At 66.2% G+C, this 24,154-nt stretch carries 14 protein-coding genes; 11 read left to right on the top strand and 3 right to left on the bottom strand.

From position 1 onward, the window contains the following. Window positions 1-21 precede the first annotated feature (21 nt). The gene (locus tag R2669_RS01670; RefSeq protein WP_316898194.1) at window positions 22-7,734 is read right to left on the bottom strand and encodes a glutamate cyclase domain-containing protein; all 7,713 of its coding nucleotides are present in this window, start codon (window positions 7,732-7,734) and stop codon (window positions 22-24) included. 253 nt (window positions 7,735-7,987) lie between these two features. Here R2669_RS01670 and R2669_RS01665 point away from each other — a divergent pair, with 253 nt between their 5' ends. Then, window positions 7,988-8,932 (top strand): LysR family transcriptional regulator, encoded by a 945-nt coding sequence (locus R2669_RS01665; protein ID WP_147218461.1) that lies wholly within the window; start codon window positions 7,988-7,990, stop codon window positions 8,930-8,932. A gap of 37 nt (window positions 8,933-8,969) precedes the next feature. Here the strand turns inward: R2669_RS01665 and R2669_RS01660 are convergent, their stop codons facing one another. Beyond that, on the bottom strand, window positions 8,970-9,884 hold the full coding sequence (locus R2669_RS01660) for a glutaminase (protein ID WP_316891251.1): 915 nt from the start codon (window positions 9,882-9,884) through the stop codon (window positions 8,970-8,972). A gap of 202 nt (window positions 9,885-10,086) precedes the next feature. Here R2669_RS01660 and R2669_RS01655 point away from each other — a divergent pair, with 202 nt between their 5' ends. From R2669_RS01655 to R2669_RS01610, 10 genes are all read left to right on the top strand, one after another. Further along, window positions 10,087-10,914, top strand: coding sequence for a putative hydro-lyase (locus R2669_RS01655; RefSeq protein ID WP_147218458.1), 828 nt, complete (start codon window positions 10,087-10,089; stop codon window positions 10,912-10,914). A gap of 130 nt (window positions 10,915-11,044) precedes the next feature. Continuing rightward, a complete protein-coding gene (locus R2669_RS01650; RefSeq protein WP_147218456.1) occupies window positions 11,045-12,346 on the top strand; it encodes an MFS transporter in 1,302 nt (433 codons plus the stop codon). Window positions 12,347-12,901: 555 nt separating this feature from the next. Continuing rightward, on the top strand, window positions 12,902-14,053 hold the full coding sequence (gene wecB / locus R2669_RS01645) for a non-hydrolyzing UDP-N-acetylglucosamine 2-epimerase (RefSeq protein WP_316898192.1): 1,152 nt from the start codon (window positions 12,902-12,904) through the stop codon (window positions 14,051-14,053). Window positions 14,054-14,074: 21 nt separating this feature from the next. Beyond that, the gene (locus R2669_RS01640) at window positions 14,075-15,400 is read left to right on the top strand and encodes a glycosyltransferase family 2 protein (protein ID WP_316898191.1); all 1,326 of its coding nucleotides are present in this window, start codon (window positions 14,075-14,077) and stop codon (window positions 15,398-15,400) included. Next, window positions 15,397-16,440, top strand: coding sequence for a bactofilin family protein (locus R2669_RS01635; RefSeq protein WP_316891248.1), 1,044 nt, complete (start codon window positions 15,397-15,399; stop codon window positions 16,438-16,440). Before R2669_RS01640 ends, R2669_RS01635 begins: the two co-directional genes overlap by 4 nt. Before the next feature lie 10 nt (window positions 16,441-16,450). Continuing rightward, window positions 16,451-17,434: a hypothetical protein gene (locus tag R2669_RS01630; RefSeq protein WP_316898189.1), complete on the top strand. Its 984-nt coding sequence runs from the start codon at window positions 16,451-16,453 to the stop codon at window positions 17,432-17,434. After that, window positions 17,431-19,281 carry a polysaccharide deacetylase family protein gene (locus R2669_RS01625; RefSeq protein WP_316898187.1) on the top strand — a complete coding sequence of 617 codons (1,851 nt, stop codon included), beginning with the start codon at window positions 17,431-17,433 and terminating at the stop codon, window positions 19,279-19,281. Before R2669_RS01630 ends, R2669_RS01625 begins: the two co-directional genes overlap by 4 nt. Before the next feature lie 92 nt (window positions 19,282-19,373). After that, window positions 19,374-20,384 carry a YaiO family outer membrane beta-barrel protein gene (locus R2669_RS01620; protein WP_316891245.1) on the top strand — a complete coding sequence of 337 codons (1,011 nt, stop codon included), beginning with the start codon at window positions 19,374-19,376 and terminating at the stop codon, window positions 20,382-20,384. Next, the gene (locus R2669_RS01615; protein ID WP_316898184.1) at window positions 20,381-21,229 is read left to right on the top strand and encodes a hypothetical protein; all 849 of its coding nucleotides are present in this window, start codon (window positions 20,381-20,383) and stop codon (window positions 21,227-21,229) included. The genes R2669_RS01620 and R2669_RS01615 overlap by 4 nt, the downstream gene beginning before the upstream one ends. An 851-nt stretch (window positions 21,230-22,080) precedes the next feature. Then, window positions 22,081-22,449 (top strand): hypothetical protein, encoded by a 369-nt coding sequence (locus R2669_RS01610; RefSeq protein WP_260772630.1) that lies wholly within the window; start codon window positions 22,081-22,083, stop codon window positions 22,447-22,449. Window positions 22,450-22,603: 154 nt separating this feature from the next. Here R2669_RS01610 and R2669_RS01605 read toward each other — a convergent pair whose 3' ends face one another. Beyond that, window positions 22,604-24,154: an efflux transporter outer membrane subunit gene (locus R2669_RS01605; protein ID WP_308217196.1), complete on the bottom strand. Its 1,551-nt coding sequence runs from the start codon at window positions 24,152-24,154 to the stop codon at window positions 22,604-22,606.

Raw genomic sequence — 24,154 nt, 5'->3', positions numbered from 1 at the left:
GCTCGCTTTCTCCGTTATCCGTTATCCGATCCGCACGAGGTCACCCGGGACGACCAGATCCGGGTCCTGCCCCGTTGTGGCTGGCGTATATGGATGGCCATCCACCGCGGACCAGTCGAACTGGCTGTTCATCGGCGGCAGTTTGTCCAGCGCGGCTGCGGTGCGCGCGTCGGATGCTGGGCCTGCGGTGCCGAGCAGCTTGGCGGCATCGGCCGCGCTCAATTGCCAGAGCGTGCCGCCTGGGCCAACGATCGCGTACTGCGGTGAGGTGCCTGTGCCGATCGATGGCAACGCGTGCGGGGCGTTGGCGCGCAGCAGATCACCGCTGACGCCCTGCATGTCGGGCAGCGGGAACGCGGCAACGGGCTGGTTGTCCTGATCCTGCACGTTGCTGTTGGCCTGCACGTTCGCCACGGCCGGTTTGGCCGCCTGGTTGGGCACGAACAGCTCGATGCCGAAGCGGGTGACCGCCGCCACGCCCAGGATCACGCCGCCCGGCAGCATGGCATGGCTCGGCAACCGCTGGCCGACCTTGGGCATCAGGTCACCCGCGATGCGCAGGGCGCCAGCACCGAAGGCCAGGTCCAATGCCGCCTTGGTGGCACCCATGGCCGGGCTGTTCGTATGCATGAGCGCGTCGTTCATTGCCAGCGGCACCGAGCCGACCGTGTACAGCGACATCGTGAATGCCTGCGCACGGTTCAACCACGGGCTTGTGTTGGTCGCCTTGTCGTTGAACGTGGCGCCCAGGCGGCCGGCAAAGTTGCGGCTCGACAGCGCCAGGTTGGCACTCAGGAACAGCGCGTTGCTCCAGAACGACGGTGTGTTCAGGTGCGCGCCGTGCGTGGCAAACCAGTAAGCCGTGTTGCCGTTGTTGAGCGCGAGCGTGAGCAGTTGCAGCGTGTCGTTCGCGCGGCCCACGGGGCTCTTGGGCGACAGCAGCTTGCCCGGCGCCCCCTTGAGTGCCAGTAGTGCTTGCACGTCGGGGTCATCCTTGGCCTTGGGATCGTCGACCTTGGACAGCGCGGCCGTCAGCGCATCGGGGTTGTCCTGGAACCGCGTGACCGCGTCGGCGATGGTTTGCCGGTCGCTCTTCGTCACGCCCCAGCGGCGCCCGTGGTCGGACATGTTGGTCTTGAGCCAAGCCAGTGCAGCGTCCGAATCTTCTGTGCCCAGCTTGCCGACTTGGTCAGAGACGGCGCGTGTCTTGTTGGCACGCAACGCCGCGATGCCGCCGCGATACATGAAGGACAGCGGGCTGGTGACGGACGGATCGAATACCGCGTGCGTAGCGGCGCTTCCAGTGAGCGTCGCTGAACTCGCCGCCGTGGAGAATGCCCCCGTGAGCGATCCCGCAAAGATCCAGCGGATCCAAGGCTTGCGCTTGGGTTCGCCGGCACTGGCGGCGCTGTCTGGCGTGGTGGGCGGGGTTCCGTTGCCGTCGTCGCCGGCTTCGCTGGTCTTTGCAGTGATCGGCTCCGTGGTCGACGCGGGCTCTTTGGGTTGCGGGCCATCTGGGCCCGTCGGCCCCTTCGGCTCCGTCGCATGTGCGGCTGTGGGGGGCGGCGCATTGGGCTTCTTGCCTGCCGCCAGGTTGATCATCTGCACGACGGTCTGGTAGGTGTTGCTGTCGTGTCCGCCCACCGTGCCGGTGGCTTGGCCCGTCGCGCCATCGACCGCACCGGCGCTGGCGGTAGCGTTCAGCGCGTCCATGTGCTGCTGATGGGTGGTCAGCAGATCGGTGCGGCCGGCGGCTTCCAGCACCGAAGCCGCGAGACCGTGCGCGCCCCAGTTGGAGTTGGACGCACTCACGTAGTGGTCTGCCGGCACCACGGAACGCGGGTCCACCACCGTGCCATCGGGCAGCGTCACCTGCGCGGCCGTGCGGCGCGTGTTGCCCATGCCGGCTTCATGCCCGCGCGAGCCGACACCGATGGTGGTCACGCCGTCGGTCTTCCAGCCGGCAATGGCCACCTCGTCCAGCGGCACGGTCTGGTCGGTGACGTCATTGCCGTTCTGGTCGATATAGCGGCCATCGGCATTGCGGCCGTGCACGTTGATGGAGACGATCGTGTCCGGCGACGCCTCATTGATGAGGTCTTGCGCGGTGGTGCGCGCCGGCTCGCCGGGCTCCGCGTTGAACGGGACGATGCTGTAGTCGTTGACGGCGGCACCGCGCGCCTGCAAGGCGGCATCGAGCGCCGGCACGGCTTCATGCGGGACCACGTAAACGACATTCTTGCCCGCCGCCTGCATGTCATGCCCGAACACAGCGGCGCCGGCCATGCCGTCGGTATCGACTGCGCCGTGGGCGTTGCGGGCGCCGGCCAGTACCAGAATGCGATTGCTGTTCTGCAGCGCGGCGGCCGCCCGGTCGATGCCCAAGGGGTTTTCAATGCGGGCCGAGTCGCCGGTGAACAGCGCCTGCACGGCATTGGTGATGGGGCTGGGCTCAAGCCGCGGGTTCGAGGGGATCACGCTATCCAGCGTCCTGCCGGGGCCAAACCTGCGCACGCGTTGCACTGGCACATCGGGCCGCTCCATCAGGTTCTGTGCCGACTCGCTCACCGGCCCAGTCTTGCCGGAGGTGACGACATACGGATCGGACGAATACGCCGCGCTGGGCACCTTCCATTCCTGTTGGCCGATGGCATCGAGCACCGCCTTGGCTTGGTACTGCATCGGGTCGACCACGGGAATATCCATGCCGCGCTTCTGCAGCGACGTCACGAGGAAATCCTTCATGGCTGGATAGTGCGTGCAGCACAGCCACAGCGATGTGGTGCCCTCGTCCAGTTCCGATACGTACAGGTCGGATGCCTCCTGCAGTTCTTTCTTGACCGCCGGATTGTCGCTCTTGTGCTTGAGCTCGTTGACGAAATCCGCAAACTTATGGGCGGCGACGGCCTGCGGCGGGGGGCTGCCGCTCAGCGCGGCCACCTTGTCTTGATAGGCGTGGCTCTTGACGGTGCCGGCGGTGGCGATGACTGCCGGGCGCTCTCCGCCGTGCTCGACGATGGCGCGCGAGGTGACGTCGACCAGATCGATGACAGGCACGTCTACGTTTTCCAGCGCCTTGGGGAAGGCTGTGCACGCCGTGTTGCACGCCATGGCAACCATGGCGGCCTTCAGGCGTTGCGCTGTTTGCAGGCCGTTGCCCACCAGGCGGATGAGCGCATCCGGGCTCTTGGGGCCATAGGGCGCGTTGGCGTGGTCGACCACGATGGCCACAGGCAGGTCTTCGCCGGTTTGCGCCTTGATGGTCGCCAGCATGTTCTTGGCGGCGATCAGTCCGCCGTTGCTGGAATCGAATGCGGCAAACGTAAACGGCTCGGTGGGCGTAGCTTCGTCGAAGGTCTTGTCGGTGGGCATATGGTTCATCGCTTCGCGCAGCAGCACGAGCATGCCCTGATGCACCTGTGAGGAGAAACCGTCAACGCTGGCTTCGCTCTTGCGGCTGACACCGTCCACCGCCCCCGCATCGACTGAAGCCTTGATGGCTGCGTGCAGTTCTTCCGGCGTGGTCATGAGGTCCATGCGACCCATCCGGTGCAGCATGTTGGCCAGGATGGCCTGCGCGCCAAAGTTGGAGTTCCATGCGGTCACGGGATGGTCCACCGGCACGGTCGATGCAAAATCGATCGTGGTGTTGTCGGCCAGCGTGACGGGCGGGATATTGCTGCGCAGGCTGCCCATGCCTGCCTCGTTGCCACCATCGCCCACGCCTACCGTGATGATCCCCTTGCGCTTGTTGGCCTCAAGCACGATCTGATCCTTCGGGGCATTCACTTCCGCCACGGAGATGCCGCGCATGTTGAGGTAATCGCCGTCGGCATTGCGGGCAGGCAGTTCAATGGCGACGACGGCATCGGGCTGCACGCGGTCAAGCAGTTCGTTCGCGGCATCGCGAGCGGGCTGCCCGCGCTTGGCATCGAACGGCTCCAGCTTGACGAGGTGCCCGCCATCGAAGCTCGCCAGCACCGATTGCACGACCGGCATGTTCGCCGAATCGGTGGCGATGGTCATGTCGCGGCCGGCCAGCGCGAGCTTGGCTGCCATTTCGGCAGTGCCGACGGGGCCGTCCGTTTCGGGCAGCGCGCGGCCGGAGACCGGATCCCGCCCAACGGTGAAGCCCGTCACCAGCAGAATGCGCTGGCTGTCTTTCAGCGCGGCGGCTGCGTCTTCCGTGCCGCCCTTGACGAAGAACTTGCGGATGCCGCGATCCACGAACAACGCCTGGATGCGGTCCACCGGCGACATGATGCGGTCGGCCGTGCGCCCGAATACCGACGACTTCCCGCGATAGAGCTGCATGCGCTGGCGCCAGCTCATGCGTACCGGGTCTTTGATGTTGGCGGTGTCGTGTGCGAACTCGGCCTTGCTCAGGATGAGCCGCCGCTGCTCGTCGCTCATCTCGGCCAGCTTGGCGGCCAGCCGGCGCACGCCGATGCCGCGCGGGTGATGGCCGATGGTGGTGCCGTCGGTGCGGTAGTTCTCGGCGTCGAGCAGCAGGTCGGCATGCTGCGACAGCGCGTTCTGCGTGGCGGCGTCGAGTGCCTTTTGCGTGTCGGTAAAACTCGTCAGCGTGACTTCCGGGTTGGCCAGGTCATCCAGGGCGCCCGGCAGCGGCCGCGAGGGGCGGGCAGGGCCCGTGTTGGTCGGGTTGCCTTCGTCGCCCGGTGTGCCGGTCTTGCCGGGTTCGGTGGCCGGATCCCCTGCAGCCTTGGGCTTGCCCGTGGCCGGGTCGATCGGGTCGGTGCCGGGCTTGCCGTCGTTTCCATCGTTTCCGTCTTTACCGGGTGTGGTGCCGCCTCGCTCCGGGGTCTTGCCGCCGGCTTGCAGGATGACCGGCTCGGTGGTCGGGTCGGTCGTGGGGCGCCCGGCACTGGCCGGATCATTGGCCGCTACCGTGGTGGGATCGGGCGCCATCTCGGTGGGCTTGTAGCGGTCGGCGTTGTTCTTCAGTGCGTTGAGCAGGCCGACGCGTTCAGTGCCTTGCGACAGCCCGACACGTTCCAGCATGCGTGTTGCGCCCACCTGCCCGAGGCCGAGCCCCAGGAACATGATGGATTCGGCCTTCTGCGAGCCCGACATCCGGTCGCCATACATCAGCAGGTCCTTGACCTGCGCGCCGGTCATGATCATGCCGCCGCCCCCGGCCACGAGGTCCGACGCCGAGCGCGTGATCTTGAACAGCCTCGATGCATTGGCCACGTCCGATACGGCGACCAGGCCCTTGCCCGCAAGGCTGTATTCGCCTGCGGCGGACGTGACGATGGCCAACCAGTCGTTCGTTGCTTCCGGATTCAGTGGCGACCACGAGCGGCCGTGGTCGGCCAGCGTGTGGAGGTGGTCGACCGATTCACCCACGATCCAGCCTGTGCCGACCGCCACCATGGCGCCGCCCACAATCGATGCGCCGCCAAACGTGCCAACCGACAGGATCACGCCGCCCACCGCCGTCGCCACGCCGGCCACGATGTCGACCACGTGCCGGATCTTCTGTCCCGTGGTGGTGATGTGCGCGCTGAAGTGGTCGACGTCGGGAACGCCGTTGCTGCCGAGCGCCACCGTGCCGGCAAGGTTCTTCGGCACGTAGATCGTGCCGCCGTCGGACAGCGCGTTGTTGTGGCGGTAATCATCGAGGCTGCTGTAGTCCCAGCCGCGATCGTCGATGTAGTGCGGCTTGCCTCCCTTCTTGTCGGCCACTTCAAACAACGTTGTCGGCATCACGCCCGCGCTCTTGTCCACGTAGACGATCGGAATCGCCTTCACGGTCGGGTTGTCGCCGCCCGCCTCGTGGATCGCTTTGTCGACCTCGTTGATGACCTTGGTGCTGTTGCCGCTGGTAAACCATGCGGTGCCGGTTGTGCCGCTGCTCTGCGCGCCCGCGTTGTCGGCCTGGATCATCAACGCGCCGCCGATGTAGTTCTTGAGCTGCGTGTCGGCATCGGGGCCGCTGAAGGTTTGCGCCGTGTCGTTGTAGAGCGGCGTGTCCTTGCCGAACGTGGCCTTGGACATCTGCCCGAAGATGGTCTTGAGCCCGCCGTTCTGGTCGGACTGGAACGTCTTGTAGTCGGCCTCCGCCTGCTTCTGCTGGACCTTCTCGTTGCCGCGGTCAAAGGCGCGTTGCAGCATGTCGGCGTTGGGCAAGTCCTTGCCGTGCTGCTGGATCAGCGCGTTGGTGACCGTGGCGCCGTTGCCATTGCCCACGGCGTTCTGCACCGGCACCCACGACGGCATGCTGCCCCCGGAGCCGGAGGTCTGCATGCTGTACAGGAACGACTTGGCGTTGGAGTTGGTGGTCAGCCAGTTCGCCACCTGCTGGGCGTGGTCGGTGCTGGGCTGGTCGCTGGCAAAGCGCGGCGCATCGGCCACTGCGGCGGTCAGGCTGAGGCCGCCGTAGAAGTCGGAGCCGCGGGGCACGAGTCCCGACGTGTCGGGGCCGGCGTTGCTCTGGAACCAGTGCCCGTTGTCGTTGAAGCGGTCCTCAACGGTGGTCAGCAGGTTGCCGGCCACCTCGGGCGGCGCCACCTTGGCGAGGTCCTTCATCCATTTGCCGACGGCGTCGTACTTGACGGTGCTGTCGGCCATCTTGCGGTTGGCGTCCGGGTCGTCGGGGTTGTACTTGTAGACCTGCGTGAGGTCGGTGATCTGCTTGTTGAAGTAGTCGCTGTGCGCGTTGAAGAAGGGCGCGCCGGCCACCTCGTACAGGTGCGCGCGTGCGTCGGGGTCGGCACTGGTGACCGACACGTCGTTCATGTTCGTCGACAGGATCTTCAGCGCGCCTTCGGCATCGCCGGCCTTCATCTTGGCGGCGACCTGGTCCTTGGTGTACGTCACCCGCACGTCGTAGCTGGCGGCGCCGATCTGCTCGTAGATCTTCTCGGCGTTCGGGTCGCTGGCGTACGGCCGCGCGAGCTGCACGCACGCGAACTGCACGGGGTCGTTGGTGGCGAGCGCCTTGTCCTGCGCCGACAGCGTCGGGTCGTTCGGGTTGATGTGGTTGATCTGGTACTGAATGGCATCGGCCGTGGCGATGTTCCTGGCAAATGCGAGGCTGCCGTCGTCCCAGTCGGGGTGGGCCTTGGCCATTGCATCGACGGCGTCGTTGGCGGCCTTCAGGTTGTCGCCGGAGCCGAAGTTTTCGTACGTGGAAAGCTCGCCGCCGAGGGCCGTCTTGAAGTCCTGGATGGCCTTGTGCAGGTTGGCCTGCGCCGCGTTGATGGCGTCCTGCTTGTCTTCAGCGATCGTGCGGTTGGTGACTTTGATGCTCTGGGCGTTCTGCAGGTTGTCCTGCGCGTTGAGCACGCCGTCGCGCGCTTCAGACGCGGTGCGCTGGCTCGGGTCTTGCTTCTCAACCGCGTCTTTTGCGTCGTCGACGATCTTGTCGAGCCATTTGGCATCGGGGTCGCGTTTCTTGATGGCGGCGGCCGCGTCTTCGATGGCCTTCTTTTCGCTGCCGGCCGGTGCCTCGTCGGCCTGCCGGCGCAACTCGTTCTGCACCGAATTGATGACGTCCGACAGCGGCTTGTCGAGCTTGGCCTGCGCGGCCGTGGAGTCGTCGCCGTTGTTGATGTAGTTGTTGACCGCCGTGTTGGCTGTCTGGATGGCTGCGTCCGTCTGGGTCTTGGCGTCGGCCGCGGCTTGTTTCTGCTCGGGGGTGGGCGCAGGCGGCGGGGGCGGCGGGCGGTAGTAGACGATGCGGCCGTTGATCTCATCGATGGCGGGCATGGCGGTCTCCAGCGGCGCCCCATGCGGGGTGGGCCTGATTGAAAACAATCGGGTGATAAAGGCATTCTGGATGCCGGTTGCCAGCGCAGCTATTGGCAAATTACGTAGCGCGGTGCGGGTGTGGATGCGCCCGCGTTGTAGAAACTACGAGGTTCCGTGGCAGTTTTGGCGCGGCATTGGTAAAAACCGCCGAACAGGCGTGCATGCGCGTGCGCAGCAACGGCGCCAGATACAACAACACGAGGGGCAGGGCATGAACCTACGTTTTCTGGAAACCTTTGTCTGGGTGGCGCGGCTGCGCAGTTTTCGCCTGACCGCAGACAAGCTGTTCACCACGCAGGCGTCCATTTCCGCGCGGATTGCCGCACTGGAAGAAGAACTGGGCGTGCGCCTGTTCGACCGCGATACGCGCGGCGTGCAGCTCACGCCCGACGGCCACAAGGTGCTGGAATATGCCGACCGCATGGTGAGCACGCTGCACCAATTGCAGGCCGCAGTGGCACAGCGCCCGGGCTTTGAAGGGCGCGTGCGCGTCGGGGCGATGGACAGCGTCATCCATACGTGGCTCTCGCCGCTCGTTGCACGCACGGCCGAGATGTTTCCTGCGCTGGAAATCGAACTCGTGGCCGACAGCGCCATGCACCTCGTCGAGCACTTGCAGAAGGGCGCGCTCGACATTGCCTTCCAGACCGATCTGCTGCGCGCCGAGAGCGTGCGCAACGTGCAGCTCGCGCAGTACCCCATCCACTGGGTGGTGGCCACCAACTCCCGCCTGGCGCACCCGTATGCCAGCCTGGGCGAACTGGCGCGCGAACGGCTCATCACCTTTGTGCGCAACTCGCGGCCGCATCAGGACATGCTCAACCTGCTGCACCTGAGCGGGGTGGAGTCACCGCGCGTGAACTGCGTCAACTCGGTGGCCGCCATGACGCGCCTGGTGGGCGATGGCTTTGGCGTGGGTGCATTGCCGACCGTACTGGTGCGCGACCGCATCGAGAGCGGCGCGTTGACGGTGCTCGAAGTGGAGCCGGCGCTACCCGCCTTGCCGATCATCGCGTCGTGGCGCGCCGGGGCGGGGCTTGAGGTGCATGAGGCCATCGTCGGCCTGGCGCGCACGATGGCGCGGGAATTCTGCCTGTCGGTCGGCCCGCGCTACGCCATTGCCGAAGAAGTCGAGCGCAACACGGAAGCGGCCTGAGCCGCCTGAATTACGCAAGCGTGCCGTGGCGGCAGCGTCAGAAAATCGAGCGTCCGGTCAGCGTCGTCAGCCATTCCAGCGCCTGCAACCCGGCGAGCGAGTTGCCGCTGACGTCCAGCCCAGGCGACCACACGCACACGCCAAATTCGCCCGGCAGCACGGCCACGATGCCACCGCCCACACCGCTCTTGGCGGGCAGGCCAACGCGATAGACGAAGTCGCCCGCGGCGTCGTACGTGCCGCAGGTCAGCATCAGCGCGGAGAGGCGCTTGGCGGGGCTGACGTCGACGATGCGCTCGCCACTCCACGGCACCACGCCGCCGTTGGCAAGAAACAGCACCGCGCGGGCGAGGTCCGTGCAGTCCATCTCGATGGCGCACTGGCGGCAGTACGCATCGATGACGGTTTCCACCGGCATGTGCAGGTTGCCGAAGCTCTTCATGAAGTGTGCCATCGCGCGGTTGCGGTCGGCATGGGCCAGTTCGGATTCGGCCACTCGGCGCACGTAGTCGATGCGCGGGTTGTCGACCAGGCGGCGCATGAACTGCACCAGCGCGGTCTCGGCCTGCACGAAGCGCCGGCACAGCACGTCGGTCACGACCAGCGCACCGGCATTGATGAACGGGTTGCGCGGGATGCCGTTCTCGTATTCGAGCTGCACCAGCGAGTTGAATGCATTGCCGGAGGGTTCGCGGCCGACGCGTTGCCAGAGCGTTTCGCCTTCGAGCTGGAAGGCCAGCGTGCAGGCAAACAGCTTGGAAACGCTCTGGATCGAAAACGGCACATCCGCCTTGCCCACCGTGTAGACGTCGCCGCGGAGTGTGACGAGGGCCATGCCGAAATCCGTCGCACTGGCGCCGGCCAGCTCGGGGATGTAATCGGCAACCCGCCCCCGGCCGAGGTACGGCTGGATGTCGCGGTGGATGGTGTCCAGGATCGCTTGGTAGTCCATGTCAGGCCAGGAGGGCAAACGGTGGGGCGAGGGATTCTACACGCGGGTGCCGCAGCCGCCTCGGCAATCACCTTTTCCTATCGCCTGTCATCCGAAACTTTCGTTGGACCGGGTTTCATCACGCTTTCACAATCTGCCGCACGAACAACCTTGTGGATGAGCTTGCATGACGACGGCAGTGGAGACAGCCCAGGCAAAGAGAATGCCGGAACAACCGGCGCCCGCACCCGCACCGGCCCGCACGGGTGCCAGCGTGGCCTACGCAAATCCGTATTCCGCGCGGCTGGCGGCGCGCTCGGGCGTGCTGCGCGGCCATACCAGCGGCCTGTGCGATGGCTATGTGCAGGCCAACATCGTGATGCTGCGCGATACGTGGGCCAACGAGTTCCTGCGCTTCTGCCAGCTGAACCCCAAACCGTGCCCGCTGCTGGACGTGACCGAGCCCGGCGTGCCGGTGTTCCGCCATCTGGGCCAGGACGTTGACGTGCGCCGCGACGTACCGCGCTATCGCGTCTACCGCAACGGCGAACTGGCTGATGAGCCGGCCGACGTTGAAGCGCTGTGGACGGACGACATGGTCGCCTTTGCCATCGGCTGCTCGTTCTCGTTCGAGCACGCGTTGATGGAAGCCGGCGTGCCGCTGCGCCATATCGCCATGTCGCGCAACGTGGCGATGTATCGCACCTCGATCGAGACGGTCGGTACATCCCGCCTGGCAGGCAAGCTGGTGGTGTCGATGCGGCCGATGTCGGTGGCCAATGCCATCCGCGCCATTGAAATCACTTCGCGCATGCCACGTGCGCACGGGGCGCCGGTGCACTTTGGCGATCCGGCCGCCATCGGCATTGCAGATATCTCGCAGCCCGATTGGGGCGATGCGGTGCCCGTGCAGCCGGGCGAGGTGCCGGTGTTCTGGGCCTGCGGCGTGACACCCCAGGCCGTGGTGCAACAGGCGCGGCCGGAGCTGTGCATCACGCATGCGCCGGGGCACATGCTGATCACCGACCTGCGCACCGCAGCGCTGGCCTGAACACGCGGTCGCAGGGCCGGAAGAAAGACGGACGGGTAACGGGGTTCCAACTGGCGCACGCAGAGGCGCTGGTTTATAGCAATAAGCGATCAACGCATCGAGACAGCATCAGTAACAAGGAGGAAACACCATGACAACCGAAGCCACGGTTGCGCGAGCGCCCGCCGAGCCGGACGCCTCAGCCGCAGCCAATTCCGGCGGCCTGTTCCGCTGGTACGGAGAGATCTCCGCGCAGGAGCGGCGCACGTTCTGGAGCTGCAAGGTCGGCTACGCGCTCGACGCGATGGACACGCAGATCCTGAGCTTCGTCATCCCCACGTTGATCGGCGTGTGGGGCCTGTCCAAGGCCGATGCGGGGTTGATCGGCACATGCACGTTGCTGGCATCGGCGGCGGGCGGCTGGGTGGCGGGCATCCTGTCGGACCGCATCGGCCGCGTGCGCGCGTTGCAGATCACGATCCTGTGGTTTGCGGTGTTTACGTTCCTCTGCGGCCTCGCGCAGAACTACGAGCAACTGCTGATCGCGCGCACCCTGATGGGCTTTGGCTTTGGCGGCGAGTGGACGGCCGGCGCCGTGCTGATCGGTGAAGCCATTCGCGCGCAGGACCGCGGCAAGGCCGTTGGCATGGTGCAGGCCGGGTGGGCGCTGGGGTGGGGCGCATCGGCATTGCTGTATGCATGGTTCTTCAGCGTAATGCCGCCTGAAACGGCATGGCGTGCGTTGTTCCTCGTGGGGATCGTGCCGGCGGTGTTCGTGTTCTTCCTGCGCCGGCTGGTGAAAGAGCCGGAAGTGTTTCAGGAAGCGAAGTCGCAGGCCGCCGAGCGCACGAGCTTCTTCGCGATTTTCTCGCCGCGGCTGTTGAGCACCACGCTGCGTGCCGCCGTGCTGACCACCGGCGCACAGGGCGGCTACTACGCCATCACCACGTGGCTGCCGACGTTTCTGAAGACCGAGCGCCATCTGACCGTGCTCGGCACCGGCGGTTATCTGGCCGTGGTCATCATCGGCTCCTACATCGGCTACCTCACCAGCGCCGTGCTGACTGATCGCCTGGGCCGCAAACGCAACTTCATCCTGTTTGCCGTGGGCTCGATGGTGGTGGCGCTGGCCTACACGCACCTGGAAGTGACCGACAGCATGATGCTGCTGCTCGGCCTGCCGCTGGGCTTCTTTGCGTCGGGCATCTTTGCCGGCATGGGCGCGTTCCTGACCGAGCTGTTCCCGACGGCGGTGCGCGGCTCGGGCCAGGGCTTCTGCTACAACGTCGGCCGGGCGGTGGGTGCGTGCTTCCCGTTCCTGATCGGGCAGGTGAGTGCGCATTCGTCACTGGGGCATGCCATCGGCATCTTCGCCGCGGGCGCCTATGGGTTGCTGATCGTGGCGGCCCTCACGCTGCCGGAAACACGCGGCCGGGAACTCGAATCGATTTAACTCCTGTGCTTCCCCCAAAAGTGCACAGCGCGCGGCGTTTGGAAGACGCCGCGCTTTTTTTTACCAAAAGTAAATCGGCACACCCCACCAATGGGTGGGAATGATTTAACATTTTTGTGTTTTCATTTGCGTTGCAATTGCGCATGTTTCGGTTGCGTGACAAACCGAAGAGAAAGCGCCGATTTATTGCCCGATGATTCGCATTCGGGCAAGCACTCAGCCGCAATGCAAGCCCCAGCGCGGCTTCGCGGCCAGCGGACACAGCCAGCAACGCGCGCGATCCCTCATCCTGTTTTCTCTGCGTCTGCCCGTTATTTTGGGAATACCCTAAAGAAGGGGTAATCCTATTCAGCCTTTCTGTTTAAAAAAACGAGGGGTGGCGGCAATGGCGCATTCATTGAGAAAATTGCGGCCTGCACGACGCCTGATATCCCCGCCCCCGGTCGCACGACAACAAGAAGGAGGCACGGACGAGGCGCCAATCGAACCCCTTCGTCAGTCCTATGAGCTGTATGCGCGTCTGCGATGCGTATGCGGTGCTTCTTCTATCCGGTTATGAAAATTCTGTCCGTCTTCGGCACGCGGCCCGAAGCGATCAAGATGGCGCCCCTCGTCAAGGCGCTGGCCGAGCAGTCGGCCATGGAGTCCGTCGTGTGCGTGACGGGGCAGCACAAGCAGATGCTGCAGCAGGTGCTGGACCTGTTCGACATCACGCCGCAGTACGACCTGGAACTGATGACGCAGAACCAGACGCTGAACGGACTCAGTGCCCGCCTGCTCACGGCTTTTGACGACGTGCTGGAAACGGTGCGCCCCGACCGCATCCTCGTGCATGGCGATACGACCACCGCAATGATGTCGGCCATGGCGGCGTTCCACCGCCGCATTCCCATCGGTCATGTGGAAGCCGGCCTGCGCACGGGCGACCTCTACCAGCCGTGGCCGGAAGAGATGAACCGCCGCACCATCGACGTGTGTGCCGATCTGCTGTTCGCGCCGACCGATTCTTCGCGCCGCAACCTGCAGGCGGAAAACCTGGGCGGCCGCATCCTGGTGACGGGCAATACCGTAATCGATGCGCTGCTGCAGACCACGCAGCGCATCGTGACGGACGACGCCTTCCGCGCCGAGCTGGATGCGCATTTCCCGTTTCTGAATGACGAACGCAAGGTCCTGCTGGTGACGGGCCACCGCCGCGAGAACTTCGGCTCGGGCTTCGCCAACATCTGCGATGCGCTGGCCAGGCTGGCGCGCCGCGACGACATCCAGATCGTCTACCCCATCCACCTGAACCCGAACGTGCGCGGGCCCGTGCAGGCCGCGCTGGCAGGGCTGCCGAACGTGCATCTGATCGAGCCGCTGGACTACGCGCGCTTCGTGCGCTTGATGCAGCGCGCCCACGTGATCCTGACGGACTCGGGCGGGGTGCAGGAAGAAGCGCCGTCGCTGGGCAAGCCGGTGCTCGTCATGCGCAACGTGACGGAGCGCCCGGAGGCCGTGCAGGCCGGCACCGTGCGCCTGGTCGGCACGGAGGTGGACAGCATCGTCGGTGCCGTCAGCCATCTGTACGACAACGACGACGCCTGGCGTGCGTTCTCGCAGCGCCTGAACCCATACGGCGACGGGCTCGCCTCGCAGCGCATCGTGGCGGCCTTGGGCGGTGCGCATGTCCAGGAGTTTCTGGGCGAAGAACTTCAAGCGGCCTGACGGCCGAAGGCAACGAACACCATGTCCACGCTCGCGATCGATATCCTGCTGGTGCTCGCGTTCTGCATCATCACGCTGCTCGTCGTCTACACGGCGCGGCACTACCTGTTCACGCTGAACCGGCTGTTCGGCCGTCAGCGTCAGCCGTATCTCGACATCGAACAGGGCGCGTGGCCCAGCGTGGTCGTCTGCGTGGCGGCGCACAACGAAGAGCGCGTGATTGCCGACTGCCTCAACGCGCTGCTGCTGGTGGACTACCCGCGCGACAAGCTGACCATCATGCCGGTCAACGATCGCTCCAAGGACCGCACGCGCGAGATCATCGACGAGATTGCGGCGCGCAACCCCGGCCGCTTCCAGCTGTTCCACCGCACCGAAGGCCGGCCCGGCAAGGCGGCGGCGTTGCGCGATGCCACGCAGTTGATCGACGCCGAGATCATGATCGTCTTCGACGCCGACTACCTGCCGGCGCGCGGCCTCATCAAGCAGCTCGTGGCGCCGTTCTTTGACCCGGAAGTGGGCGCCATCATGGGCCGCGTGGTGCCCGTGAATGCCGGCGCCAACCTGCTGACGCGCCTGCTTGATCTGGAGCGTGCCGGCGGCTACCAGGTTGACCAGACCGCCCGCATGAACCTGGGCCTGGTGCCGCAGTACGGCGGCACCGTGGGCGGTATCCGCCGCCGTGCGCTGGACGACATCGGCGGCTGGAACATCGACACGCTGGCCGAAGACACCGACGTGACGTTCCGCCTGCTGCAGCACGGTTGGAAGACGGTCTACCAGAACCGCTCCGAGTGCTACGAAGAGGTGCCTGAAGTGTGGCCGGTGCGGCTCAAGCAGATCAGCCGCTGGTCGCGCGGGCACAACCAGGTGATGGTGAACAACATCCGCGAGCTGCTCGCCAACGATCGCATCAGCCGGCTGGAACGGCTGGACGGCGCGTTGCTGCTGATGATCTTCGTCATGCCGATGGTGCAGCTGGCCGGCTGGGTGGTGGCCGTCATCCTGTTCTATGCGGCGGCGCAGTCGATCGTCTCTGGCTGGGTGCTGCTGGCCGCGCTGCTGTGCTACGGCGGGCTCGGCACGAATGCGGCCTTCTTCGAGATCGCGGCGGCCACCTACCTGGACGGCCATCGCAATCGCATCCGCCTGTTGCCGCTGAATCTGTTTGGCTTCCTGGTCAGCATGATGACGATCGCACGTGCTGGCGTGACGCAGGTGATCGACGCCGTGAAGAAGCGCGAGCTGGTGTGGGACAAGACCGAGCGCTTCCGCACGGAAGCCGCGGGCGTGGTCAACATCATGGCCGGCGACGTGCCGGTGCCCACGGGCACGGAGCGCACATGATCGGAAGCATGCTGCTGCTGAGCGGCTCGGTCGCGGGGCTGCTGGTGCTGCCGTTCCTGCCGGCGTTGTCGGAGTGGCTGCGCCCGACCGACTCCGCGCCGCTGCCGATGCGGCGTGACCAGCCGAACAATCTCACCTTCTTTGCCAACAGTTTCCGCCGCCGGCTGCAAGAGCAGTACGGCGTGGATCTCGACGCCATGCGGGCCGCAGGCGCCGCCTACCAGGTGCCCGTGAGTGCAGAACTGAGCGTGGGGCGCGACCCGCGCGGTCGCCCCGCAGTCGAGCAATCGGGGCTGGCGCGCATGCTCGACAAGGTCAACCACATCGTCGTGTTCCGTGGCAACGCGTGGCTGGGCCCGCGCAGCCGCGTGCGCGCCGACTTGTATGTCGAGCAGGATGTCGAAGTCGAGCGCGACACCCGCTTGCGAGCCTGCCTGGCCGAAGGCGATATCGAACTCGGCGAGAACGTGGTGGTGCAGCGCTGGGTGCATGGCCGCAATGTGCGGCTGCTGCCGAATGTGCGTGTCGAAGGCCGCGTCACGGCAGAGGAGCGCATCGTGATGGCCGCCCCGGCGCGCTTCGAGCGGGCGGGCGCCGGTGAGGTGATGTTTGGCGACGTGCGCAGCGCAGCGCAGCCGGTCGGTTTGCCGAAGCCGGCCACGGAGCGCCGTGTGCTGGACGGCGATGCCACGCTCGCGGCCAACGAGGCAACCGATTGCGACTACGTGGTGCGCGGCGATTGCCGCGTCGCGGGTGGCATGGTGCTCCAGGGCAGCATCAAGACGCACGGGCACCTGCGCACGGGCGACGGCGTGCGCATCGCGGGCACGCTGTCGGCACGCAAGAACCTGGAAATCGGTGCGGGCAGCGCGGTGCTGGGCCCGCTCATCGGTTTTGAAGACATCGTGCTGGGGCCGAACTGCCGCATCGGCCGCCCCGATGCGCCGACCACGCTCGTCTGCAACCGCCTGTTCGTCTCGCCGGGCTGTGTTGTGCATGGCGTGATTACCGCGCACGAGTTCGCGCGCGTGGAAGGCTGAGGAGGCACGCATGGTCACGTTCTGGCGCGCTTGCGTTCGCGGCTGTGGCGCGGTGCTGGCCGGGCTTGCCCTGTCGACTGCTGCGCACGGTGCCACGATGTTTGAAGACTTCACCACGCCCGACGGCGCCATGACCGTCTTCGCCCAAGGCGATTACGTCGAGCCCTACGTTGCGATCGAGGCCCTGCTGGTCGCGCACCGCCTGGGTGTCGACGTGCAGGCGCCGGCGGTGGGGCTGGCCAATTGGCTGCTGCCGTATCAACAGGCCAATGGCACGTTCCCGCGCATCTGCCGCAGCGGCGCCGACGGCTGGCGAGCATGCGGCCACGCCGATGCGGATGACTCGCAAGCCGTGTTCTGGTGCCTGCTCGTCAACGAGATCCTGCACGGCCCGCCGCAACTGCTGGCCAGCTGCGGCCTGTCATTGGCGCACCTCGCTACGCTGTGGGACCCGAAGCGCACCACGTTCCAGGCGTTTGCCGATCGACCCGAAGCCTACTTTGCCGACAACGTGGAAGTGGCCGGCGCGCTCAAGCGCCTGCGTGCCGACCCCAAGGCTGCGTTGCACTACACGCTGGAACTGGCCGCGCTGGCGTCGCACAAGCAGATGATGGACGGCCTCGCCCATGCCTACGGTTACCAACTGAACGGCGCGCTCGATCCTGCACGCGTGAGCCTGCCGCCCACGCCGTACGGCTTCTACCCGACGGCGGTTGCGCCGGTGTATCCGTGGGTGCATGACCTGGAGACCGGCGCCGCCGCCCGGCGCAAGTGGGCGGTGTGGATGTTCCGCCATGGGCAGACGTGGCTGTCGGGCAAGGCAGACCCGTTCCCCTGGGGCCTGATCGCCTGGGCTGCCTACACGCTGGGCGATGCGCCGACCGCGCAGAAGTGGCTGCAGGCCGCGCCGCAATGGCGCGCAGCCGGCCGCTGGAACTTGATGGAAGAGGGCGCGCTGATCGGGCTCTCGCATGCACTGGCTGTTTCCCAATGAGCACACCTTCCAAGCGCATCGACTGGCGCAAGCACCTGACCAGTCTGCTGATCCTGATCGCCTTTGCGGCCTGTGCGCTGCTGCTGGCGCGCAACCTCAGTGCTGGCCCGGGCCGCCCGCAGACCGACGACATCGTGCTGGTGGTGCCCGACAACCTCGGGCAAGACAACCGCATCTACGTGCAGGCCTGGGAAGACGCGGCGCTGGAAGAGGGCGTGCGCCTGCGCACCATGTCGGCATCGGATTTCGTGCGCCACGGGTTGAATGGGGAGCGCGTGTTTGCCGGCGTGATCCTGCCGGACACCGTGCACCGTTCGATGACGACCGCGCTGGTCAACCAGATCAGCCAGTTCGTGCAGGACGGCGGCGCGCTGATGCAGGTGTATGACGCCGGCATCCTCAATGAAAAGGGCTTCTACGAGGACGGCGCCTCGCGCCTGTCGACGCTGGCCGGCGTGCAATACGGTTTCTATTCGACGCTGGGCGAAAAGATGGCCAGCCAGGCGACCGTCTACGGCCAGCCCGATGCGATGGTCGACCTGCATATCCCGCCGGGGCGCTGGATTGTGTCGAACGGGCGAGCGGTGCTGTCGGGCTACGGGCAGGACATGCTGCAGTACCCGACCCTGCGCACCCACGGCGACTACGCCGGCAAGGTGCTGCTGCGCTCCGAAGACAACTCGGTCATTGCCGGCGAGCGCACCGTGGGCAAAGGCCACGTGCTGTTCGTCAACCTGCCGCTGACGTATCTCAAGCTGCGCACCGACGGCGTGCTGATGCACGGCTTCCTGAGCTACTTTGCCAGCCACGTATTGGAGCAGCCGCGCCTGTCGCCAGCGCCGCAGGGCGTGGGCGGCCTCGTCCTGAACTGGCACTGCGATGCGCGCATCTGTATTGACGCCACCGACAAGCTGATCGAAGACGGCGTCTTCAAGCGCGGCCCCTTCAGCTTCCACATCACCGCTGGCCCCGACCAGCGCCAGTTTGGCGACGGGCTGGGCGTGAACCTGGCCCACAACCCCGCGTTTGCGGAGGTCGTGCACGGCCTGATGAAGCAAGGGCACGAGGTAGGCAGCCACGGCGGCTGGATTCACGACTGGTTCGGCCTGAACGTGACCGAAGACAACCAGGCCACCATGGAGACCTATCTGCAGAAGAACGCAGACGCCATCGAGGCGCTGACCGGCAAGCCGCAGACCGAATATTCCGCCCCGACCGGCAACCAGCCCGAGTGGGCGACGCGCTGGCTGGACGAGCACAACGTCAAGGGCTACTACTTCACCGGCAACATCGGCCAGGGGCCCACGCGCACGTATCGCAACGGCCGGCGCGACGCGCACATCTGGTCGTTCCCGGTGCAGACGTACGGGCAGTACGCGACCATTGAAGAAGCCGACATGGCGCACATTCCGGAAGCGGAGATTGCGGCGTGGCTGACCTCGCTGGTGAAGTTCACCACGGAGTCCGGCGAGATCCGCCTGATCTACTTCCACCCGCCGGGCGCCGTGCGCTACCTGCACGCCATTGACGCCCTGATGGAAGCCGCCGATGCGCAGGAGGCGCGCAAGCGCTTCCGCTGGCACACCATCACGCAGATGGCCGACTTTGCCGAGCGCCGCGAGAAGACCGTGTGGCAGACGACATCGGAGCGCGGCGACGTGCGCGTGACGGCAGAGAACCCGGACACCCTGAACGAGCTGACGTGGCTGTTTTCGGCCGACCGTTATGCCGAGCCGCGCGTCGAGGCCGGGCAGGCCAGTGTGGTGCGGGAAGGCAACAACTGGCGCGTGGTGGCGGGCGCCGTCAGCAAGCTGACGATTGCAGCCAAGCTGAAGACCGGCACCTGAGCACAAGACACAACACGACAAGCAGAGAGGGCCGCCGCCACGCATCAAAAAAAGGCCGGCGCCCGCATCGACAACAGACGGGGAAATACAGCGTGGATCGAACTCCAATTGCGTGGGTGGTGGCGGCTGCCATCTGCGGCATGACAGCGCCCACGGCATGGGCACAGGCCGCCGCGGCCAAGCCCGCCGAAGACGCGCAACCGACACAAGCGGCCGAAGCCATGCAACCGGCCGAGCCGGCGACACCGCAAGAGGCCGCGACGGACCCAGAGCAACCGGCCGCACAGGAAGGTGCCACGCCGCCAGCAGATGCAACGGCATTGGCCGCAACGCCCGTGCCGACGCCCGGTGCCACCGCGCCCACCGTGCCGGAGCCGCTGCCCGAACCCTACGCCCCGGAGCGCGCCGCCATCGAGGCCGTGCTCGACACCGGCCGGATGAGCGATGGCTTTGGCGGCGCCACCGCCGTGGCCCTGCGCGGCATGATGGTCACCTCGTACGGCATCTGGCAGGCCGAGCTGGACCGGCAGAGCCGCTTTGGTTTTGCGGGCCAGTACGGCGCGCTCTCGCTCACGCGCGATCTCTCGGAGGATTACTACGTCCTCGTCGGTGCGGGCACGGGCAACAGCGAGCTGTTCTCGAAGTGGCGTGTGGATGTGGCGGGCTATCGCAAGTTCGGCCCCGACCGCCGTTTCGTGGCCGGCATCGGCGCCTACTACGCGCAGGGCCAGGACAGCGTGCGCAATGACCAGGGGCTGGTGCTCAGCACGCTGGCGTATTTCCCGTCGGTGGTGCTGGAGGGCGGCCTGCGTTTCAACCGGGCCAATCCGGGCATGGTGTTCGGCCCGAGCCAATACATTGCGGCCACGATCGGCAACGATGAAAAGCGCGCGCTCGTCCTGCGCGTGGAACACGCCCGCGAGGCCTACCAGGTGCTGACCACCGGCACCGAGCGCGCGGACTACAACAGCATGAGCTACGCCATCCAGTGGCGCGAGCGTGTCGCGCGCGACCTGCTGCTGATCATCGGCGCGCAGTACTACCACAACCCCTTCTACAACCGCACCTACGGTGAGATCGGCTTCCGCTGGAGCTTCCGATGAACGCCAAGCCCGTCGAGGAGGGGCCCGCCGACGGCCTGCCCACCAAGCGCCGGCTGCGCGGGCACGAGCCCAAACGCGTGATCGGCTATCGCGGCGATCGCATCGTCATGCACCGCGCGATGCGACGCCTGTCGTTTCCGCTCTGGCGCTGGATCGATGTGCTCGGCATTCCGCTGGCGCTCACGGCCGGCTACTGGGCGCTGTGGCCAACCATTGCCGGGCTGTGGGAACGCATCATCAGTTTCTGGAGCGTCGCCCTGGAGGGGCAGGTGCGGCTGGCGGCCGTGAAGGCGCTGGTGCCGGGCTTCGGCGCCATTCCGCATCCGCACAGCGACGCCGCATTGCCTACCGCCGTGCAATGGCTGGTGGGGATGATCGTCACGCTGGCGTTGCTGTTCGGCACGCGTTTCATCGGCGGCCGCGCGTTGCCGCTGGCGTACTGGCTGCGCTTTATTGGCGTGGTGCAGGCGAGCGCCCAGTTCTACTTCTTCATGTGGCCCGCCAGCTTTCCGTATGACGGCGGGGGCTCCATCGGCTCGCTCACGCAGGCGTCGGTCGTGGTGGTGCTGATCACGCCGTGGCTTTATGCGCTGATCTACAACGTGCTGGACTTCGGCCTGATCCGCAAACTGGTGCTGTCCGTCATGGGCATGGCGTATCTCACGGTGTTCATTCCGTTTCAGTACACGCTCGCATCGGTGGTGCTGCTCAAAGGGTCGATGCTGTGGTACCCGCAGATCTTTCTGCTGTGGGCGGTGTTCCTGCAGTTCGGCACGCTGGTCGGCTTCTATGCGTGGGCGATGAGCTGGAACGCGCGTGGGGCGGGTGGGCGGCGTCTCTCGTAGGCGCACCGCCAGCCTGCGAGGTGCCGTCGCGCGTCGCTGCTGAGGGCTTTGTCGTACGACGCCAACGGGATACGGGGCCTATACGCTGGAGCGCGACCCTGGAACGGTCGCTCACGAGCGTCGATGGCTCGAACGTGACCCTCCAACAGTCGAGGTCGACCCTCCGAGGGCCGAACGCGAGCCTCAAACAATCGTCTTCCACAGTCAGAGGTCGAAATTTTCGAGCCCTGACAGCCGGCTTCCAGCCTCGGACCGTCGCGCACGAGGCTCAGAGGGTCAACGTTGACGGTTTGAGGGTGGCGCTCGGGCCTCGGAGGTCCGATGTATCGAATGTTTTCGGGCCGCGTTCGGGCCTCCGAGGGTCGTGCGCCACTGTTTGAGGGTGGCGAGTCGCTCTCGGACTGTGGAAATCGAATGTTTAGGGCTGATGCACGCACCGGAAACTGCGGAGCTCGGCCGTCTGCGGGCCAACGGCGATGCGTTAAGGGGCAGGGGTGCTTCGGCAAGGCTCGGTCGGCGCTCGCTGCGAACCGGAATGCGCGGTGCGCGCACGGCCCTTGCGCGTCAGAACCTGATACACGGAATCGGAACTTGGACGATGCCTGCGCCGCTATAATCTGCCCGCTGCCGCACCAACGGCAGCCTGGTTTAGCGACCTGAAACACCAAGGCGGACGATTGCTGCATGCAGTCGCACTGCTGCTTCCGTTCGCGCCTACTTTGGCGGGCCGGATGGTGAGACCTTCGGGTCTACCGGTTTCCTTGGGACCGGGTCGCTAACACCATCGTCAGGCCCGCCACCCTCGTTTAGCGCCGAGATGGTGAGGCTCCTTTAATCCCAAGGAGGCTCCTATGCCGATTTCCGAAGCGACGCGCCCTGCGTCCTATCCATCTCCACCCCCAGCGTCACCTAGTCCAGCGCCCACGTCGCCCGACGCAGGCCGGCTCACCAAGAACCGCGTCTATCTGAACGGCGCACTGGCAGCACAGGCCTATCTCAAGCGCACACGCACCGCCATGTGCACGCACGGCCAATGCAGGCCGGGCATGCTGCTCGAACAGTTGCAACTGTTCTCCGCACAGGCATTCCCGCCGCCGTTCGTGAAGGGTTTTGTGGACGCGATTGATGCGTATGTATCGATGTCGCTCGGGGGCCGCGATGTCGATCCGCAGACGTGGGACGTGTTAGCCGCCATAGAGCGGCGGGGCTACAGCCAATAACAAAAGGTTGACGCATTCCCGCGACGGGCGGGAATGTCGCGCAGCGCAGCGCGAAGGTGGCATGACTGCAGGCCGCAGGTAGTCCACGGCAAAAAAAAACGCGGCCGAAGCCGCGCAGATCTCGCTTTCCAGAGAGAGAGGGAGCAATGCCTGGTTACTGTTGCGCCACCGTTGCAGGCTGGGCCGCGTTGGCCGGCGGCAGATCACCCCAGCCGCCGCCCAGCGCCTTGATGAGCCCCACCGTGGAGTTCACGCGGCTGCCGGCCAGTTGCACGCCGATGCGTTCGGCGGACAGCATGTTGCGCTCGGCATCGATCACGTCCAGGTAGTTGACCGAGCCCGCGTTGTAGCGCGTGCGTGACAGCTGCGCGGCGCGCGTGGAAGCGCGCACGGCATCGTCCTGGGCCTTGGCCTGATCGGCCAGCAGGCGCAGTTCCGAGAGGTTGTCTTCCACCTCGCGGAAGGCGACGAGCACGCTTTCGCGGTAGTTGGCAACGTTCTCTTCGTACGCGGCACGTGCCTGCTTCACGCCGGCGCTGCGGGCGCCACCGTCGAAGATCGGCAGCGACAGCGCGGTGCCCACGAGCGGCCCGAGAATCCACGTGCGGCTGCCCCACTTCAGCAGATCGCCGATGTCGTGCGACTCGTAGCCAAAGCCGCCCGTGAGCTGCAGCTGCGGGAAGAACGCCGCACGCGCCACGCCGATCCGCGCGTTGGCCGCAGCCATCGAGCGTTCGGCAGCGGCCACGTCGGGGCGGCGCTCCAGCAGGGCGGAGGGCAGGCCTGCCGGCACACGTACATCCAGCGTGGTGAGCGGTTGTGCATCCATGTTGAAATCGGCCGGTGCCTTGCCCAGCAGCGTCGCCAGGGCGTGCTCCAGCACCGCGCGGCGACGTTGTACGCCGATGCGGTCAGAGCGTGCCGTGGCCAGTTCGGCATCGGCGCGGGCGACGTCCAGTTCGCCGATGTCGCCGGTGTTGAAGCGGCGCTGCACCAGCTTGAGCGCTTCTTCGCGGCCGACCAGCGTGCGGGACAGCAACGCCTCTTCCGCATCCAGCGTACGCAGGCTGAAATACGTCTGCGCCACGTCGGCCTGCAAGGTCAGCCGTGCGGCACGGTACAGCGCTTCGACGCGCTCGGCGTCGGCACCGGCGGCATCGATGTTGTTGCGCACGCGGCCGAACAGGTCCACCTCATACGCCACGGTGGACTGCGCGCGCCAGTACGTCTGCGGCTGCACGGGCGCGCCGACCGGCAAGCCGGCCGATGCCGCCGACGCCCGCTGGCGCGTCGGGCCGAAGCCCACGTCCAGTTCCGGGAACAGCGATGCACGGTTGGCCTGCACGAAGGCGCGCGCCTGCGTCACGCGGGCGGCGGCGGCGGCCAGCGTGGGGCTGGCTTCAGCGGCCTGCGCTTCGAGCTTGTCGAGCGCCGGGTCGTTGAAGATCTTCCACCATGCGCCGTCGGCGGGCAGGGCGGGCTCGGCGGTCTTCCACTTGCCTTGCTCGTTTGCGGCCAGCGGTGCATCGGTCGCCTGTGCTGGCTGCGCTGCTTCCTTGAAGGCGTTGGGCGTGCCAACGTCCGGCTTCTCGTAGGTCGGGGCGAGCGAGCAGGCCGCCAGGAACAGCGCGGCGGCCAGCGCCAGCGGAGTCCAGCGGCCCGCGCGCATGGCCGGACCCGTTTGTTGTTGTGTCGACGCGTTCAT

It is taken from the genome of Ralstonia edaphi (genome assembly GCF_958350185.1).
Taxonomy (GTDB): domain Bacteria; phylum Pseudomonadota; class Gammaproteobacteria; order Burkholderiales; family Burkholderiaceae; genus Ralstonia; species Ralstonia edaphi.
The sequence above is the reverse complement of the archived record's forward strand: the minus strand, read 5'-3'. Positions and strand labels throughout refer to the sequence as shown.